We start from the raw sequence: 18,578 nt of genomic DNA, 5'->3' as shown, positions 1-18,578 counted from the left end.
GGAATGAGCATGACTCAGGACGAATTAAAGAAAGCGGTAGGTTGGGCAGCATTAGATTATGTGAAACCTGGTTCAATTGTTGGAGTCGGTACTGGCTCAACGGCTTCTCATTTTATTGATGCATTAGCAACAATAAAAGGTCAAATAGAAGGTGCAGTATCTAGCTCGGATGCATCAACCGCAAAATTAAAATCATACGGTATTCCAGTTTTTGATTGTAATTCAGTTGATTCGCTGGATGTTTATGTTGATGGCGCGGATGAAATTGATCATCATATGAACATGATCAAAGGCGGTGGTGCGGCACTCACACGTGAAAAAGTTATTGCAGCTATCGCGAAGACTTTTGTTTGTATTATTGATGAGTCAAAACGTGTTGATGTGTTAGGTAAATTCCCATTGCCTGTTGAAGTTATTCCAATGGCACGTAGTTATGTGGCACGTGAATTAGTGAAATTGGGCGGTACTCCTGAATATCGTCAAAATGTTGTGACTGATAATGGTAATGTTATTTTAGATGTTTATAACTTGAGTATTGTTGACCCTGTCGCACTGGAAAACAAAATTAATAACATTGCTGGTGTTGTTACCGTAGGATTATTTGCAAATAGAGGTGCAGATATCGTTCTTATGGGAACGCCTGATGGTGTTAAAACTCTGAAGTAATTAATTCGTTATTTCAAAAAGATAACTGAATATTATTAAATTAAAATAAGCTAGCAATGAAATATGCTGGCTTATTTTTTGCTATAGCATTTACTGTTTACATCTTACTTTTCAAATATTATCAAGAAATAAAATTTTCTTTTTTTAATAAAGAATATTTTGGTGATATATCTCACATTAATGCTTATTGAATAGGCGAAATCCCTATTTTATGTTACCGCACCTAATTTTCTGCCATATAACTTCTTTTTCTTCGCGCTTTATACGATAAAGCAAGCAAACGATTGTATTGATACTGTGCTATTTTTTGCTATGTTGGTACACGGAAAGTTCATCCATTATGAATATTAAGCATGGTAGGGTAGGGTAAATGGTTAAGGTATCTTTAGAAAAGAAAAAATTAAATTTTTATTGTTAGAAGGTGTACATAAGAGCGCGGTTGATAATCTGAAAGCTGCAGGTTATACCAACATTGAATATCATAAAGGTGCATTATCGGAAGAAGAATTAAAAGAAGCGATAAAAGATGCCCGTTTTGTTGGTATTCGTTCCCGTACGCATTTGACTGAAGATGTGTTTGCAGCAGCAGAAAAATTAGTTGCTGTTGGATGTTTTTGTATTGGTACTAACCAAGTCGACCTTGATGCAGCGGCTAAACGCGGTATTCCAGTCTTTAATGCACCTTTCTCGAATACACGTTCCGTTGCAGAAATGGTGCTTGGGCAATTATTGCTTTTATTGCGTCGTATTCCAGAAGCGAATATGAAAGCCCATCGTGGTGTGTGGGAAAAGCAAGCAAAAGGTTGCTATGAAGCACGAGGAAAACGCCTTGGTATTATTGGCTACGGTCATATTGGGACTCAGCTAAGTATTTTAGCTGAAGGAATTGGTATGGATGTCTATTTTTACGACATCGAGAATAAATTATCACTTGGTAATGCAACGCAAGTACGTTCAGTGGCTGAATTGCTGAATATGAGTGATGTTGTTAGCTTACATGTACCAGAAACACCAAGCACAAAGAATATGTTTTCAAAAGCCCAATTCGAGCTGATGAAACCGGGGGCTATTTTCATCAACGCATCGCGCGGTACTGTAGTCGATATTCCGGCATTGGCAGATGCATTAGAAAGTAAACATTTATCGGGTGCAGCAGTTGATGTGTTTCCAACGGAGCCAGCGGGTAATAATGACCCGAATGATCCATTTATCAGTGAACTGATTAAGTTTGATAATGTGATCTTAACACCGCATATTGGTGGTTCAACTGAAGAAGCACAAGAGAATATCGGGCTGGAAGTTGCGAGTAAGCTAGCTAAATACTCTGATAATGGTTCCACTTTATCGGCAGTAAACTTCCCTGAAGTTTCATTACCTGTACATACGGAAGATACTAACCGTTTATTGCATATTCATGAAAACCGCCCAGGTATTATTAATGGGATTAACCAGGTCTTCACTGATAATAATATCAATGTGGTTGGGCAATATTTACGTACTTCAGGAAAAGTAGGTTATGTGGTCATTGATATTATCACACAAGAACCTAATCAAGCTGATGATATTCTATTGAAATTGAAACAATTACCGGGAACTATCCGCGCACGTTTGTTGTTCTAAAATAGGTTATTATTGTCTAAAGCCATCACTTTGAATTTCCATAATTAATGGTATCTTGTGATGGCTTTTTATGTTTTTCTGGGCGGTAAATTTCAAAAAACAGCTTAATAGGTATTTTTCCAATGCCATATTTTTTGCGGCGTAATAATTTCAGGTAACGGAATATCCCAATGCGCGCAGGGAAGTTTTTCCACCTGCTGGCACTCATGTGCAAGCCCAATTGGATAAAAATTTTTCTGCTGCCAATGACTGAGAGTTCTGTCATAAAAACCACCACCCATGCCTAGACGCTGCCCTTCACTATCAAAAGCAACTAATGGAATTAACATAATATCTAAATCATTAATTGGTAATACTTGGGTGACATCAAGGGATGGCTCAGCAATATTGAACCGATTTTTGACTAATAAGGTCTCTGGTGTGTAACGTAAAAATAGTAAATTATGGCGATTAAATGGATGTAAAACAGGCAAATAGACTTGTTTTCCCTGTTGCCAAAGCTTATCAATAAGTGGTTGTGTATCAATTTCACCATCAAAAGAAAGAAATAGGGCGATATTCTGCGCTTGAGTTATTTGGGGATGCGTGATTGCTTTATCCGCAATCTCTTGTGCCGCAATTTGCTGTTGGATTTCCGTTAGCTCTTTGCGCATTTTCCGAATTGATTGACGAATTTTCTGGCGTAATTCTAACTGAATATCTTGCATAAATTAACGACCATTGATAGACCAAATGGGATGATATTATTTATTATAGGGTTATTAAAAATAAGTACAGTAAAAATTATTTAGCTAATAAGGTTTAAGTCAATTTTTTTACATTTTCTTTATGAGGTAATTTTAAAAAATTGTGTGGGAAATAATGAAGTTATCAAATATTGAGTCAATTAAATTGATGCTAGCGAAAATGGTTTGATATGACTTTTTGTCATTTTTAGCCATAATTGAAAATAATAAATTGGTTAGGATAAAAAATCGACTAATTGAATTTGATATCAATAAGCTGAATTCAAAATAATAAAAATGGTGAGTGAGTTTGTTGAATAAATCAGTGTATTGATTAAGGAAATAAATGAGTGAAAACGGGTATGAAAGGGGGGATCTCCGAGATGCCGTCGTAGGCTGTAACCCTTGAACCCTTGGTTCAAGGTGAACGTAGTTTAGCAAACCTTTAGGCTTCTTGAGCGAATCAAGCATGCTCACCAGCGCAATAACTACATTCTATTCTTTCGAAATATCGGCTCAGGGGACTCGCCCACTGACAAACATCTCAGAGAAATTTTTTAGAGCTTGTATCGTTACTCAGTGACTTCATTGTATGAAACTAGATTTAAAAAGCAACCTTATTTTTATTTATTTTTGTATGCTAATGATTGTTTTTTAAGCTATTTTACTCAATAGGCGTAACTTGCCTTTCAGTAATTTTTACCTGATCATGCAATGCTTGTTCAATTGTCTGTTGCAGCAATTTTATCTTCTCTTCCATATTATATGCATAATCACGAGTTTTTGTCTTTTCTTGTGTTAATTCGTGACATACATTCAATGCAACGATAAAAATAAGTTGTTCAGTATTCGTTACACCGCTTCTATCTTTGAGGTCTTGCAAGCGTTGTTCTAATTCTTGTGCTGATGCCAGTAGCGCTTCTTTTTGCTCTATTGGGCAATTTACTCTCATTGAACGACCGAAAATTTGAATGTCAACCGGTTGTGCAGACATGATACCTCCATACGAAATAAGACACACCGTAAATATAATATTAGGTGAAATAGATAAAATTTAGCTATACCATTGATATAAAATGCTATCTTTATTATCCACACTGATTTACTCCAGCCATTTACGTTTTATTGCTCATTTGCAGGCTAACATAAACCAGAATAATTGTGATTATTTGCAGTGCTCTTGGAAATACAGATCAAAATGCTTACTGGTATAGTAACTATTCTTGATGGTAGCATATCATGAATCATTAGCTAACATGACGAAATCAAATGTCTATACAAAATTCTTTACCAAATTATGCGTCGTTGGATACTCTTCTCCAGCAAAATTCTATCGCACTGACTGCCGCAGAAATTCATGGTTTGATTACAGGTTTGATCTGTGGTGGTAGTCGTGACCAAGGCTGGCAAACATTAGTCCATGATTTGGCTAATGATGGTTTAGCATTTCCACAAGCAATCGCTCAACCTTTGCGTGAATTATATGATACAACCTATGAATCATTAGATGACAATGAATTTTCCTTTGTCATGCTACTTCCTGATGAAAATTCATCTGTTTTTGATCAAGCTGATGCTTTGGCGGGTTGGGTTAATCATTTCTTATTAGGGATTGGTGTTGCTCAACCTGATCTCACTGGTAATAAAGAAATTAACGAAATCATTAAAGATTTGCGTAATATTGGTATGCTTGGTTATGAAGAAGATGAAGACCAAGAAGAGCTAGAACAAGCACTTGAAGAAGTTATCGAATATGTCCGAGTTGCTGTTCAGCTATGCTACATTGCATTTACGAAAGGTAAAAAAGATCCAAAAATAGGTGAAGCAGATAAACCTGTTATTCATTAATTTTTTTGGTTTAACGGGTTATTTGGCTCTTTGAGCTAAATTCTCCCTGATAATAAAGCAGATGATATCTAGGCCAAATGTCATCTGTCTTCATGGTATAGCCATAATAAATATAAAGTGATTATTTTATATTTATATGAATTTTACCCTCGTCTGTTTCGGTGTTTGTACACAGTGCGGTTTACATAAAATAGATATGTAAAAATGGCCTCAAAACTCAATGATCTAGATAATAAGGCAAAAACGGTATGAATAAGCAGGAATTTATTTCTCGTCGTAACGCGTTATTGGCTCAGATGGAGCCAGCAAGTGCAGCAATTATTTTTTCTGCGCCAGAGGCTCAACGTAATGCAGATTGTGAATATCCGTATCGTCAGAATAGTGATTTTCTCTATTTAACTGGGTTTAGTGAGCCAGAAGCAGTTTTATTGTTGATTAAGAGTGATGAGACGCACAGCCACACTGTTCTATTTAATCGTGTTCGTGATTTAACCGCTGAAATTTGGTTTGGACGCAGATTAGGACAAGAAGCAGCACCTGAAAAATTAGGGATAAATAAAGCATTACCTTTCAATGAGATTGATGAGCAGTTATATCAACTTTTGAATGGTCTTGATGTTATTTATCATGCGCAAGGTGAGTTTGAGTATGCTGATAAACTCGTTTTTAATGCGTTAGATATTTTACGTAAAGGTAGCCGTCGTAATTTACGCGCGCCTGACACAATCATTGATTGGCGTCCTATTGTTCATGAAATGCGTTTGTTCAAATCAGAAGCTGAAATTGCCACAATGCGCAAAGCAGGTGAAATTTCTGCGCTTGGCCATATTCGCGCAATGAAAACCTGTAAACCTAATATGTATGAGTATCAATTATGTGGTGAATTAGAATATGAATTCACACGTCATGGTGCCCGTTTTCCTTCCTATAACTCAATTGTTGGCAGTGGAGAAAATGCGTGTATCTTGCATTACACTGAAAATGAGAGTGAAATGAAAAACGGTGATTTAGTGCTGATAGATGCAGGTGCAGAAGTTGAAGGTTATGCGGGAGATATTACCCGTACTTTCCCAGTGAATGGCAAATTTAGTCGACCACAACGTGAAATTTATGACATTGTCCTCAAATCATTAAATACAGCGCTTACCTTGTATCGCCCGGGAACAAGCATTCATGAAGTCACACAAGAAATCATACGAATAAAAGTAGAAGGTTTGGTCGCATTAGGTATTTTACATGGGGATGTTGACCAATTAATTGAAAATAAAGCTTATTTCCCTTTCTTTATGCATGGGCTAAGCCATTGGTTAGGTCTTGATGTGCATGATGTTGGTTTCTATGGTGTTGAACGCGATCGCATTTTAGAGCCGGGGATGGTACTCACCATTGAGCCGGGTTTGTATATTGCCCCAGATGCTGATGTCCCACCAGAATATCGCGGTATTGGTATTCGGATTGAAGATGACATTGTTATTACTGCCGATGGCAATGAGAATTTAACTGATACCGTGGTAAAAGATCCTGACGAAATTGAAGCATTAATGGCAGAAGCACAAAACGCCTAAATTAGTTGTAGAAGGTAATGATAGAACATGAGTGTGATTATTGTTGGTGGTGGAATGGCTGGTGCAACGTTAGCGTTGTCAATTTCCTCACTAAGCCAAGGAAAGTTGCCAGTAGCATTGATTGAAGCCTCTTTACCTTCAATGAAACATCCTGGATTTGATGCGAGAGCGATAGCTTTGGCATACGGCACATGTCAAAGATTATCAAAAGTGGGAATTTGGGATGCTTTCGCCGATTGTGTCACGCCAATTACCCACGTTCACGTTTCAGACAGAGGGCATGCTGGCTTTGTCAATATTGATGCCAAAGATCATCAGATACCTGAATTAGGGAATGTGATTGAGCTTCACGACGCAGGCGCGCGTTTATTCGAATTATTGCGCAAAGCGCCTGGAGTGACTTTATACTGCCCCGCCAAAGTCGAAAAAATTCATCGTTCTATCAATAATGTCAGTGTCACTTTAGATAATGGTGATACGCTAACAGGTGAACTGTTAGTCGCGGCAGATGGAAGCCGTTCAGCCGTTGGTCAAGCTTGTCATGTGCAGTGGCAAGAAGAACATTATGAACAAGTGGCTATTATTGCAAATGTCAAAACATCAATAGACCCGCAAGGGCAAGCTTTTGAACGTTTTACTGAGTATGGCCCGCTTGCCTTATTACCGATGTCGCAAGGGCGCAGTTCTTTGGTGTGGTGTCACCAACAAGAGCATGCTGATGTGATTAAATCATGGGATGATGAAACATTTACTCGCAAACTTCAGCAAGCTTTTGGTTGGCGTCTTGGTAAAATAACTCAAGCAGGTACGCGTTTTTGTTATCCCTTATCATTGAGAAAAGCGTTAAATCCTATTAGTCACCGTACAGTTCTTGTAGGTAATGCCGCTCAAACATTACATCCTATTGCGGGGCAGGGGTTTAATCTTGGTATTCGTGATGTAATGCAGTTAGCTGAATCAGTTGTCATGGCTTATTCGCAGAAACAGGATATTGGTGCCTATTCTCTGTTAAATACTTATCAGCAAACGCGGGAAGTGGATAGAGACAAAACAGTCACTATCACGGATGGTTTAGTCCGGATGTTTGCAAATCGTTGTTTACCTTTAATTGTTGGGCGTAACTTGGGTTTAATTGCCATGGAAATGTTACCTCAAGTACGTGATGTATTGGCTCGTCAAACACTTGGCTGGGTAGCAGACCAATAACCACAAAACTAAGAGGAATAAAAATTATGCAATCGTTTGATGTGGTTATCGCTGGTGGCGGCATGGTTGGACTAGCTTTAGCGTGTGGTTTAGAAGGAACTGGGCTAAGGATTGCTGTTATTGAAAGTCATCCACCTAAAGATGTATTTTCGGAAACCCAGCCTTATTCTTTGCGCGTTTCTGCAATAAATACAGCCAGTGAGAAATTATTAACTTACTTAGGTGTTTGGTCTGCTATCAAAACGATGAGAGCAGCACCCTATAAAGGCATGGAAGTTTGGGATAATGATAGCTTTGGTCGTATTCAATTTTCTGCAAAAGAGCAAAATCTAAGCCACTTAGGTTCGATTGTGGAAAATAATGTCATCCGTGATGCATTATGGCAAAAAGCAGCTTCATTACGTGATGTGACTTTATTAGCGCCTGCGACTATCCAAAAAGTGGTATGGGGTGAAAATGATGTCTTTATTACTCTAACTGATGAATCAATGCTGACCGCAAGATTAATTGTTGGTGCTGATGGCGCAAATTCATGGTTACGTGGACATGCTGATATTCCGCTCACTTTTTGGGATTATGAACATACTGCTTTAGTTGCAACAATTCGTACAGAACAGCCACATGATGGCGTTGCACGCCAATCTTTTGATGGAAAAGGGATATTGGCATTTTTACCTTTGAGCGATCCTCATCTTTGTTCAATTGTTTGGTCTCAACCTGCCACTGAAGCAGCAAGACGCCAACAGTTAGAAAAGCATGATTTTGAAAAAGAGCTAGCCGTTGCTTTTGATATGCGACTCGGCTTGTGTGAATTGGCAAGTGAACGTTTAACCATTCCATTAAAAGGCCGTTATGCGCGTCAGTTTGCAGCACAACGTCTTGCTTTGCTGGGTGATGCAGCACACACCATTCATCCACTTGCCGGACAAGGCGTTAATCTCGGATTCATGGACGTTGCCATGTTATTAGGGGAAATTAAACGCTTACATCGCGAAGGGAAAGACTTTGGTCAGTATTTCTATTTACGCAATTTTGAAAGAAGCCGTAAACATAGCGCAGCAGTCATGCTAGCGGGAATGCAGGGCTTCAGAGAATTGTTTGATGGTAATAATCCAGCTAAAAAATTATTACGTGATATTGGATTAATTCTCGCAGACAGCTTACCGGGTGTTAAACCACAACTGCTTAATCATGCAATGGGATTATTTGATATGCCAGAATGGCTACAACAAGAACCCAGCCATTTAGCGAGTTAAATTCATCATCTTCAATTAATTGGCAGTAATTAATCGCAAATATTACTGCCAATGACTTCTTTTTTTATTCCTCTCTAATTCTCTCAATTTCTTATTAAATTTACATCACGCGATTATTTCAGCAGAAAGACATTTATTTTTCTTTCAACCATTTTTATGGTTGAGAAATTCTAATTACAGTGCAATTTAGCATTAGTTTTAATAATGTTAGTGTTTATTTGGCATATAGCGATTTTGCTGATAATGGTCATTTTATGATGGGTAATTCTACGATTTGACCTTGAATATAGTGAGATTAAGTGACCATTCTCAATTTTTTAACAAATTTTACTGGATAAGATCCATTGTAATGAGTAATACAGAATATATATAAGCCCTATTTTTTTTATGGTTTCTTACTAAAAACGGTGGTAGCTTTTAATTAGATGTTATCGTTTGCGTAGCGTCATGATTTGTGCACGAGTATATTTTCGAAATAGTTCAAGTTATCTCTATAGGGTTTATATCCTATCTAAAATACCGAGATGAAAATCATGGGTAAAATATAATTTGAAGTATGGCTAAACGATATTTCTTGCATAAAATCAGTGGCGTGAGCCCTATTTATCTTTAAATGCAAAGAGGGTGTACATGGCAAAGCAGACTCCGCTATATGATGAACATATAGCTTGTGGTGCAAAGATGGTGGATTTTCATGGTTGGATGATGCCCTTGCACTATGGTTCACAAATTAATGAGCACAATCTCGTCAGGACTGATGCGGGTGTGTTTGATGTCTCCCATATGACAATTGTCGATTTACAGGGTGAAGGCTGTCGCGATTTCTTGCGTTATTTACTGGCAAATGATATTGCAAAATTAACGGATAAAGGAAAAGCCCTTTATACCGGCATGCTGAATGCTTCTGGTGGTGTGATTGACGATCTCATTGTTTATTATCTCGAAGATGACTTTTATCGTTTGGTGGTTAACTCTGCAACTCGAGATAAAGATCTTGAATGGATAGAACAACATGCCAAACCTTTTGTTGTTTCTATTACCGTCCGTGATGACCTCGCTCTTCTTGCCATTCAAGGACCAAATGCACCTCAAAAAATTCATACCTTACTAACCGATGAGCAAAACCTTGCAATAGCCGATATGAAGCCATTTTATGGCATTCAAGCGGGAGATTTATTTATTGCAACAACAGGTTATACCGGTGAGAAAGGCTATGAAATTGCCTTGCCAAAAGAAGATGTAATTGATTTTTGGCATAAATTAATTAATGCGGGTGTTCATCCAGCTGGATTAGGTGCCCGTGATACTTTGCGTTTAGAAGCCGGAATGAATCTCTATGGGCAAGATATGGATGAAACGATTTCACCATTGGCTGCCAATATGGGATGGACAATTGCGTGGAAACCTGAAGATCGTCAATTTATCGGGCGTGAAGCATTAGAGAAATTGCGCGAGCAAGGCACTGAAAAGTTAGTTGGTATTGTTATGCGCGATAAAGGTATTTTACGTGCAGGGCAAACTGTTCGCTTCACTGATGATCTCGGTAAATTACAAGAAGGCGTTATCACAAGTGGTTCTTTCTCTCCAACCCTTGGTTTTAGTATCGCTTTGGCGAGAGTGCCTAACACAGTTCAAGATAAAGCTATTGTTGAAATTCGTAATCGGGAAATGCCCGTAGAAGTTGTTAAACCTGGTTTTGTTCGCGAAGGCAAAGCTCTCGTTTAATAATGACTAATTCACGTACATGCAAAATTTGAAGAATAAGAGTGAGGTTAATGATGAGTAATGTCCCAGCTGATTTGAAATATACACGTGAACATGAATGGGTGCGTTCTGAAGGAAATGGTGAATATACAGTCGGTATTACTGAACATGCGCAAGAAGCATTAGGTGATATGGTGTTTGTTGATCTGCCTGAATTGGGTAGTTCAGTTGATATTGGTAGTGAATGTGCGGTGGTTGAATCAGTAAAAGCGGCATCTGATATTTATGTGCCATTAACTGGGGAAATTATTGCTGTGAATGAAGCTTTAGTTGATTCCCCTGAGCTGGTTAATGAGCAACCTTATCAAGAAGGTTGGATTTTCCGTATTAAAATTTCCGATGAATCAGAATTGAATGACTTGCTTGATGCAGATGCTTATTCAGAATTGATTGCTGAAGAAGAATAAAAAAGCTAAAACGCCCCAATGATTATTTATCTGGGGCGTTTTGTTTTGTAACCGACCTCACTCACAACAGCGAAAGGAATGGGAACAGAAATATGACGATGTCATTGAGTCAATTAGAAAACCGTTCAGAATTTATTCAGCGCCACATTGGTTCATCAGAAAAACAGATCAAAACCATGTTGGAAACTGTTGGTTCAACGTCACTGGATGCGCTAACGGAAAATATCGTACCTAAAGCCATTTTATTGGCTGAGCCCCCAAGAGTGGGGAGCGGTGCAACTGAACAAGAAGCACTTGCGGAGCTAAAAGCCATTGCTTCATTAAATAAACGCTATAAAAGTTATATTGGGATGGGATATGCACCTGCATTTTTGCCACCCGTTATTCTACGAAATTTATTAGAAAATCCTGGTTGGTATACTGCTTACACGCCATATCAACCTGAAGTTTCACAAGGTCGTTTAGAGTCACTGCTGAATTTCCAACAATTAACGATTGATTTAACCGGTTTAGATTTAGCTTCTGCCTCTTTATTAGATGAAGCAACAGCAGCGGCTGAAGCGATGGCAATGGCGAAACGAATTAGTAAGCTTAAAGATGCAGAACGCTTCTTTGTAGCTGATGATGTTCACCCACAAACATTAGATGTTGTTCGTACGCGCGCGGGGACTTTTGGCTTTGAAGTTATTGTTGATAAAGCAGAAAAAGTGCTCGATCACGAAGGCGTTTTTGGCGCGCTATTACAACAAGTTGGCACAACTGGTGAGGTTCATGATTACAGTGAGTTATTGGCGAAACTAAAACAGCGCCAAATTGTGAGTTGTGTCGCAGCTGAAATGATGGCGTTAGTGCTATTAACAGCCCCGGGTAAACAGGGCGCTGATATTGTTTTTGGTTCAGCACAACGTTTTGGTGTTCCTATGGGTTACGGTGGCCCACATGCCGCTTTCTTCGCATGTCGTGATGAATTTAAACGTGCAATGCCGGGACGTATTATTGGCGTATCACGGGATGCTGCGGGGCATACGGCACTACGCATGGCAATGCAAACGCGTGAGCAACATATTCGCCGTGAAAAAGCGAATTCTAATATTTGTACCTCACAGGTATTATTAGCCAATATCGCGGCAATGTATGCGGTATATCATGGTCCTCAAGGCTTAAGGATCATTGCGGAACGTATTCATCGCTTCACCTCTATTTTTGCCAAAGCGGTTGAAGATGCTGGATTTAATCTTCGTCATAAAAATTGGTTTGATACTTTAGCCATTGATGTGGCTGATAAAACCGCAGTACTTGCTCGAGCAGAAAAAGCCAAAATTAATTTACGGACTGATATTCATGGTGCTATTGGTGTCACGTTGAATGAAACAACGACACGCCAAGATCTCAACGAATTATTTGCTGTTATTACAGGAAAAGAACAGAAAATAGATTTCGAGCATTTTGATAAAATGCTTGCATCTCAGGTGAGTATTATTAATCCATCAATGATACGCCACGACACAGTTTTGTCTCATCCAAACTTTAACCGTTATCACAGTGAAACAGAGATGATGCGCTACATGCATAGTTTGGAGCGCAAAGATCTCGCATTAAATCAGGCAATGATCCCATTAGGTTCTTGCACCATGAAATTGAATGCCGCAGCGGAAATGTTGCCTATTACATGGCCTGAATTTGGTGATTTACATCCTTTCTGCCCAACTGAACAAGCACAAGGCTATCATCAAATGATTGAACAGCTTTCGCATTGGTTAGTTCAGTTAACTGGCTATGATGCAGTTTGTATGCAGCCAAACTCAGGTGCACAAGGGGAATACGCGGGATTGCTTGCTATTCGTCGTTACCATGAAAGCCGCAACGAAGGGCATCGTAATGTTTGCCTGATCCCAGCTTCTGCACACGGAACTAACCCCGCATCAGCCCATATGGCAGGAATGGATGTGATTGTTGTGCGTTGTGATGATGACGGTAACATTGACCTTGCTGACTTACGTCAGAAAGCACAAAAGCATAGCGCGGAGCTTTCTTGTGTGATGGTGACTTATCCATCAACGCATGGCGTATATGAAGAGAGCATCAAAGAAGTTTGCGACATTATTCATCAGTATGGTGGGCAAGTTTATCTTGATGGCGCAAATATGAATGCACAAGTCGGGCTAACGACTCCGGGCTTTATTGGTGCGGATGTTTCACACCTCAATTTGCATAAAACTTTCTGTATTCCTCATGGCGGCGGCGGGCCAGGTATGGGGCCAATTGGTGTGAAAAAACATTTAGCGCCATTTGTTCCCGGACATTCTGTTGTTGAACAAGATATGGTGACAGACCAAGGTGCAGTTTCTGCTGCGCCATTTGGTAGCGCATCAATTCTGCCAATCAGTTGGATGTATATCCGCATGATGGGTTCGTATGGACTGAGAAGATCAAGCCAAGTTGCTATCTTAAATGCCAACTATATTGCTAAACGCCTCTCTGGACATTATGACATTCTTTATACTGGTCGAGATGGCTATGTTGCTCATGAATGTATTGTTGATTTAAGACCTATCAAGAAAGATACAGGGATCAGTGAGTTAGATATTGCCAAACGCTTAATTGATTATGGTTTTCATGCGCCAACGATGTCATTCCCTGTTGCGGGGACATTAATGATCGAACCTACAGAGTCAGAAAGCATTGTGGAGATTGATCGTTTCATTGATGCAATGTTGGCTATTCGCGGCGAAATTGACAATGTCGTTAATGGCGAATGGACACTTGAAGATAATCCATTGGTTAATTCACCACACGTACAGACAGAAATTGCCGAACAATGGGATCATGCTTATAGCCGTGAACTTGCTGTATTCCCGACAGCCGCAACAAGAGTCAATAAATATTGGCCTGCCGTAAAACGGTTAGATGATGTTTATGGTGACCGCCATCTTCATTGTTCATGTGTACCAATTGAAGATTACGTGTGATTAGTTAGCTAAGATAACAATGTTAGAATCATTGCCCAAGTTACGATGGATATGTTTAAAAAACGTTATTCATCGTAATAACTTGGGCAATATTAATTTGTTATTTAATTAATTTGCTCAATAAAAAAGCCTGCAAATTTTCAACTACAGGCTTTATTCAGTAAAAAGTGATTTATTACAATAACCAGCCTTTTTGTTGTGCTTGCTCTAACTGAGGTAGCAACTGATCCCAAAATTCAGGAAATATCTCTTCAATAAATTCATTACGAGCAACCACCTGCTCTAAACGAATGTTATTCTCTACCCAGCTTTGACCTCTATTGTGTAGATTCAAAAGCATTGGAATCGTTCTATCAATCACGTTAGCGAACTTTGAATCTAAGGTTTCAGCAGCATCATATTCATTCCATAATGCTAAAAACTGTTCATTTTGCGGAGAAGGCAGTAAGCCAAAAATACGGACGGCAGCCTTTATTTCCTGCTCACGTACAGCTTCACGTGCTGAAATATCATAAACCAGCACATCACCTGCATCAATTTCAACGATATCATGGACTAAGGCTAATTTAATTGCGTGGTCAACATTAACGCCTTTAACATAAGGCGCAAAACTCATTGCCGCGATTGCAAATTGCCAGCTATGTTCTGCCGTGTTTTCTTGTCTTTCATTATTGAGTAATTTATTTTTACGATAAATACTCTTAAGTTTGTCCAGTTCCATCAAAAATTGGACAATTTCGGTAAAGGCACCAAAATTCATCACTTCAGGTGACTTAATTTCCGTTATAGCTGACATAAAAACCTCAATTATTTTTCTTCTAAAGAATATGGGAGAGTTTGAATAGTGAGCTTACTCTCCTCATTTGCTGTGACACGAAATACACTATCTGCTTCCATATCATTGTTCATGATAACTTGAACATTGATTTCACCATTTGCTAACTGCACCGCAGCAAGAACGGTTCCTGTGCGACGCCATTTATCACCAAGCTGCCACTCAATACCGTCAGCAGGTGCTGGAATTGTAGAACTAGCGCCTTTTAACCAGTACATTGCACGTTTGTTTGCACCACGGAATTTTGCTCTAGATACCATTTCTTGACCAGTATAGCAGCCCTTTTTAAAACTAATCCCTAAAGGAAGTGCTTGTAAATTCGCAGCTTGTGGAAGTAGTTGTGCGCTATTTGGTTGGTCAATGACGGCATAACCCGCTTCAATCTCTAAAGACAACCATTGTTCATCAGAAACCGAAGTTGCATTTAGCTCATCAGTAATTTTTTGGGCATTGGATTCATTGGTAATAATGAGAAAACGCTCATTAGGCAAGGCAAAATGTAAAAGTGTTGCATCATTATCAACAATGACTTGGTTTTCACTATCCGGTAAAGCAGTAAACAATTTTTCAAGTGCTTGACGAGCTTCATTACCCGCCACACCTAATAACTTAAGGTCAGTTTTATGCTCAAACGTCACTTTAGAAAAAACAGCATATTTTTTTAGCTCGGCAAGCTGTGATTCAAGCACACTGTTTCTTTCTATATAAGAAAAACCATCAAGGTGGTGAAAAAGGCGCAAGTCACTCCACATTTTGCCTTTTGGATCACAATGAGCCGTTAATGTATGTTGATTTGGTTGTAGTGCGCTGACATCAGCAGTGACCTGGCCTTGAAGGTATTTCTCTGCATCAGCGCCATGCATATGAATGAGCCCCCAATTTTCCAGCGAAATCAATATAAGTGGTAAAGACTGAGAAGCTTGGGGGAACTGTTGTGAATGGGTCACTGTTGTCGTCATGATTTCACCTGTTATTCTTTCTTATCAGAAGGGAGTTTATGGTAAAAGAGCTGGATAACATTGCAAGTAGTTATTATGATGCGCTAACAAATTATTTAATATTTTTAATCATCATGTTTAGATAAAAGTGGGAAAACCCAATTTAAATGATGACATTGCTTTCTAAATCATGTTTTCTTGGCTAATTTTCTGTTAATGTATTAAAAATAATCAATCTTATCAGTTAACTGCAACAAAATAAGGTCGTAGTGGAATGGATATAGAAAATAAAGCAAGAATTCATTGGGCGTGTCGTCGTGGTATGCGTGAGCTAGATATCTCCATCATGCCGTTTTTTGAGTATGAATATGATGGTTTATCCGTAAAAGATAAGCAGACATTTGTTCGCTTGCTTGAATCTGCAGACCCTGATTTATTCAATTGGCTAATGAATCATGGGCGCCCTGATGACGATGAGCTATTTGGCATGATAAAACTTATTCAACAAAGAAATAAAGATCGTGGTCCTGTGGAAATCTAACCTTTCCATTTCATGGAAAACACAATTATTCTCAACTTGTGCTCATGGCTTAGTCGGTTTTATTTTACTGGCAACGCCGTGGGCATCGAATAATACTATCCCAATGATGTGGCTACCTTTGCTCATTATTGTCATGGTCAGCTGGGCTGAAAGCCAAAAAAGGATCAGTAAAACTAAAGGGATATTAGTTCTTGTTAATGGCAATAAAGTTCAATGGAAGAAGAATGAATGGAGCATTATTAAGCAGCCATGGTGTACAAAAGCAGGTATGTTACTGACGTTGAGTGCATTACAAGGTAAACCACAGAAAATCCGTTTGTGGGTCGCTAAAGATGCTTTATCTGAAGAGAACTGGCGAAATTTAAATCAATTATTACTGCAATACCCAGATATTTAATAAATAAGGATATGCAGTAATAGTCATATTGATTTGCTAGATCTAAAGTAACTCTTCAATTTCTTGCAAAATTTGTACGCACCACTGAGCTATTCGCTCATCAGTTTGTTCAAATTGGTTGACGTCATCTAAAGCTAAACCGACAAATTGAGAGCCATCCTCAGTGAGTGGCTTAGGACTATCAAACTCATAGCCATCAAGCGGCCAAAAACCGACAAATTTAGCACCCGTTGGTTTAAGCTGATGGTAGAGCATACCTAATGCATCAAGAAACCATTCGCTATAATCAATTTGGTCGCCCATGCCATACATGGCAATAATTTTATCTTGCAGTTGAAGATTGGGAAGGGCATCCCAAATTGTGAGCCAGTCTTCTTGTATTTCACCAAAATCCCAAGTGGGTATTCCTAAAATGAGTATATTATACTGTTCCATCATTTCAGGTGGTGTATCGTTAACATTGTGTAATGTGACAAAGCCGTCACCGAGAATATCGCGTATCTTTTCTGCGACAATTTCAGTGTAACAAGTACTAGAACCGTAAAAGAGACCTATTTTCATGTCATTAAACTAGTTTTCATTGCAGTTGAGAGGTATTGTAATAGAGGGTGCCGTTGTTAGGTATCATTATTCCCAACGCACATTAAATGCGTGTTGCTGACAGCATTTAGTTACCTTGATCACATACTCTGGTAATAATATCAGGATAGCGTTTTGAGGGGGCAGGATGCAACTTGAATTATTTGTCGTATTAAAATTGAAATGATGCTTTTGTAAAAGGACAATAGCAGTTGTGGAAACAAAACAGATTAACCCATTAATTGAACATTTTCTGGATACAATTTGGCTAGAGCAAGATCTTGCTGAAAATACTTTAGCATCTTATCGAATTGATCTTCAATTACTTGATAAATGGCTAGAGGCAAATGAATTAAATTTAGAAAATGTTCAATCAATTGATTTGCAATCTTTTCTAGCAGAACGTATTGAGAGCGGTTATAAAGCGGCTAGCTCAGCGCGTTTACTCAGCTCAATACGCCGTCTGTTTCAATATTTTTATCGCGAAAAAATCCGTCTTGATGATCCGTCTGCCGTTATTGCGGCGCCCAAAATACCTCAGCGGTTACCTAAGGATTTGAGTGAGCAACAAGTTGAAGATTTACTGAATGCCCCAGCAACGGAAGATCCTCTCGAATTGAGAGACAAAGCTATGCTAGAAGTACTCTATGCATGTGGCTTACGTGTTTCTGAATTAGTGGGCTTAACCTTTTCCGATATTAGTTTGAGGCAAGGCGTGATCCGTGTTGTCGGCAAAGGCGATAAAGAGAGATTAGTGCCATTGGGTGAAGAGGCAATTTATTGGATTGAAAAATATATCCAAGAAGGTCGACCGGATTTGTTAAAAGGCAAAGCCAGTGATGTTTTATTTCCAAGCAAACGCGGCACTAAAATGACCCGCCAAACATTTTGGCATCGCATTAAGCATTATGCTGTGATTGCAAATATTGACTCAGAGTCTTTATCGCCTCACGTTTTGAGGCATGCTTTTGCAACTCATCTGCTGAATCATGGCGCGGATTTACGCGTTGTACAGATGTTATTAGGACATAGTGATCTTTCTACGACCCAAATCTATACCCATGTAGCAACTGAGCGTTTACGTACATTACATGAACAGCATCATCCTCGAGGTTGATAGGTTTACAAGAAAGCTCACATTTATATTAATTTGAAGCTATATATCTAGCTAATTAATATCAATATTATTAAAAAAATATGCTGCTAACACACAAGAATGTGTTAGCCAATCATTGGATTTTATCCAATAGAAATACGTGTAA

Annotated in this window: 16 protein-coding genes, 1 other RNA gene and 1 pseudogene; 12 read left to right on the top strand and 6 right to left on the bottom strand. The window is 38.8% G+C overall.

All coding sequences use genetic code 11. The features are described from left to right. The first annotated feature begins 9 nt into the window (after nt 1-9). Nucleotides 10-666 carry a ribose-5-phosphate isomerase RpiA gene (rpiA, locus tag OO7_RS12890; RefSeq protein ID WP_008916363.1) on the top strand — a complete coding sequence of 219 codons (657 nt, stop codon included), beginning with the start codon at nt 10-12 and terminating at the stop codon, nt 664-666. 370 nt (nt 667-1,036) lie between these two features. Next, nucleotides 1,037-2,286: pseudogene (gene serA / locus OO7_RS12885) on the top strand (phosphoglycerate dehydrogenase). 104 nt (nt 2,287-2,390) lie between these two features. On the opposite strand, the gene OO7_RS12880 reads toward serA, so the two are convergent. The 3 genes from OO7_RS12880 to zapA all read right to left on the bottom strand — a co-directional run bounded on the left by OO7_RS12880 (nt 2,391) and on the right by zapA (nt 4,005). After that, nucleotides 2,391-2,993, bottom strand: a complete 603-nt coding sequence (locus tag OO7_RS12880; protein WP_008916361.1) for a 5-formyltetrahydrofolate cyclo-ligase — start codon at nt 2,991-2,993, stop codon at nt 2,391-2,393. Between the two features lie 389 nt (nt 2,994-3,382). Then, nucleotides 3,383-3,565, bottom strand: a non-coding RNA gene (gene ssrS / locus OO7_RS16570) — 6S RNA. A 110-nt stretch (nt 3,566-3,675) separates the two neighbouring features. After that, nucleotides 3,676-4,005: a cell division protein ZapA gene (zapA, locus tag OO7_RS12875; protein ID WP_008916360.1), complete on the bottom strand. Its 330-nt coding sequence runs from the start codon at nt 4,003-4,005 to the stop codon at nt 3,676-3,678. A 275-nt stretch (nt 4,006-4,280) separates the two neighbouring features. Here zapA and OO7_RS12870 point away from each other — a divergent pair, with 275 nt between their 5' ends. From OO7_RS12870 to gcvP, 7 genes are all read left to right on the top strand, one after another. Then, nucleotides 4,281-4,859 carry a YecA/YgfB family protein gene (locus OO7_RS12870; protein WP_008916359.1) on the top strand — a complete coding sequence of 193 codons (579 nt, stop codon included), beginning with the start codon at nt 4,281-4,283 and terminating at the stop codon, nt 4,857-4,859. Between the two features lie 248 nt (nt 4,860-5,107). Next, complete coding sequence (pepP, locus tag OO7_RS12865) at nt 5,108-6,424, top strand: Xaa-Pro aminopeptidase (RefSeq protein ID WP_008916358.1); 1,317 nt, start codon at nt 5,108-5,110, stop codon at nt 6,422-6,424. Nucleotides 6,425-6,451: 27 nt separating this feature from the next. Further along, on the top strand, nt 6,452-7,630 hold the full coding sequence (ubiH, locus tag OO7_RS12860; RefSeq protein ID WP_008916357.1) for a 2-octaprenyl-6-methoxyphenyl hydroxylase: 1,179 nt from the start codon (nt 6,452-6,454) through the stop codon (nt 7,628-7,630). A gap of 26 nt (nt 7,631-7,656) precedes the next feature. Continuing rightward, complete coding sequence (gene ubiI, locus OO7_RS12855) at nt 7,657-8,886, top strand: FAD-dependent 2-octaprenylphenol hydroxylase (RefSeq protein WP_008916356.1); 1,230 nt, start codon at nt 7,657-7,659, stop codon at nt 8,884-8,886. 630 nt (nt 8,887-9,516) lie between these two features. After that, complete coding sequence (gcvT, locus tag OO7_RS12850; RefSeq protein WP_008916355.1) at nt 9,517-10,611, top strand: glycine cleavage system aminomethyltransferase GcvT; 1,095 nt, start codon at nt 9,517-9,519, stop codon at nt 10,609-10,611. A 53-nt stretch (nt 10,612-10,664) separates the two neighbouring features. Beyond that, the gene (gene gcvH / locus OO7_RS12845) at nt 10,665-11,057 is read left to right on the top strand and encodes a glycine cleavage system protein GcvH (protein WP_008916354.1); all 393 of its coding nucleotides are present in this window, start codon (nt 10,665-10,667) and stop codon (nt 11,055-11,057) included. Between the two features lie 92 nt (nt 11,058-11,149). Further along, nucleotides 11,150-14,026 (top strand): aminomethyl-transferring glycine dehydrogenase, encoded by a 2,877-nt coding sequence (gene gcvP / locus OO7_RS12840; RefSeq protein ID WP_008916353.1) that lies wholly within the window; start codon nt 11,150-11,152, stop codon nt 14,024-14,026. Nucleotides 14,027-14,201: 175 nt separating this feature from the next. Here the strand turns inward: gcvP and OO7_RS12835 are convergent, their stop codons facing one another. Both OO7_RS12835 and ygfZ read right to left on the bottom strand, forming a co-directional pair. Then, entirely contained in the window at nt 14,202-14,822 is a 621-nt protein-coding gene (locus tag OO7_RS12835) for an HD domain-containing protein (protein ID WP_008916352.1), read from the bottom strand. Nucleotides 14,823-14,833: 11 nt separating this feature from the next. Beyond that, entirely contained in the window at nt 14,834-15,820 is a 987-nt protein-coding gene (gene ygfZ / locus OO7_RS12830) for a tRNA-modifying protein YgfZ (protein ID WP_008916351.1), read from the bottom strand. 253 nt (nt 15,821-16,073) lie between these two features. Here ygfZ and sdhE point away from each other — a divergent pair, with 253 nt between their 5' ends. Together sdhE and OO7_RS12820 are read left to right on the top strand one after the other, a co-directional pair. Further along, nucleotides 16,074-16,340, top strand: a complete 267-nt coding sequence (sdhE, locus tag OO7_RS12825) for an FAD assembly factor SdhE (protein ID WP_008916350.1) — start codon at nt 16,074-16,076, stop codon at nt 16,338-16,340. Beyond that, nucleotides 16,321-16,737, top strand: coding sequence for a protein YgfX (locus tag OO7_RS12820; protein ID WP_008916349.1), 417 nt, complete (start codon nt 16,321-16,323; stop codon nt 16,735-16,737). The genes sdhE and OO7_RS12820 overlap by 20 nt, the downstream gene beginning before the upstream one ends. Nucleotides 16,738-16,779: 42 nt before the next feature. Here OO7_RS12820 and fldB read toward each other — a convergent pair whose 3' ends face one another. After that, complete coding sequence (gene fldB, locus OO7_RS12815) at nt 16,780-17,298, bottom strand: flavodoxin FldB (RefSeq protein ID WP_008916348.1); 519 nt, start codon at nt 17,296-17,298, stop codon at nt 16,780-16,782. A gap of 232 nt (nt 17,299-17,530) precedes the next feature. Here fldB and xerD point away from each other — a divergent pair, with 232 nt between their 5' ends. Next, nucleotides 17,531-18,433 (top strand): site-specific tyrosine recombinase XerD, encoded by a 903-nt coding sequence (gene xerD, locus OO7_RS12810; protein ID WP_008916347.1) that lies wholly within the window; start codon nt 17,531-17,533, stop codon nt 18,431-18,433. Nucleotides 18,434-18,578 lie beyond the last annotated feature (145 nt).

This window comes from Providencia sneebia DSM 19967 (assembly GCF_000314895.2).
Taxonomy (GTDB): Bacteria; Pseudomonadota; Gammaproteobacteria; order Enterobacterales; family Enterobacteriaceae; genus Providencia; species Providencia sneebia.
The sequence above is the reverse complement of the archived record's forward strand: the minus strand, read 5'-3'. Positions and strand labels throughout refer to the sequence as shown.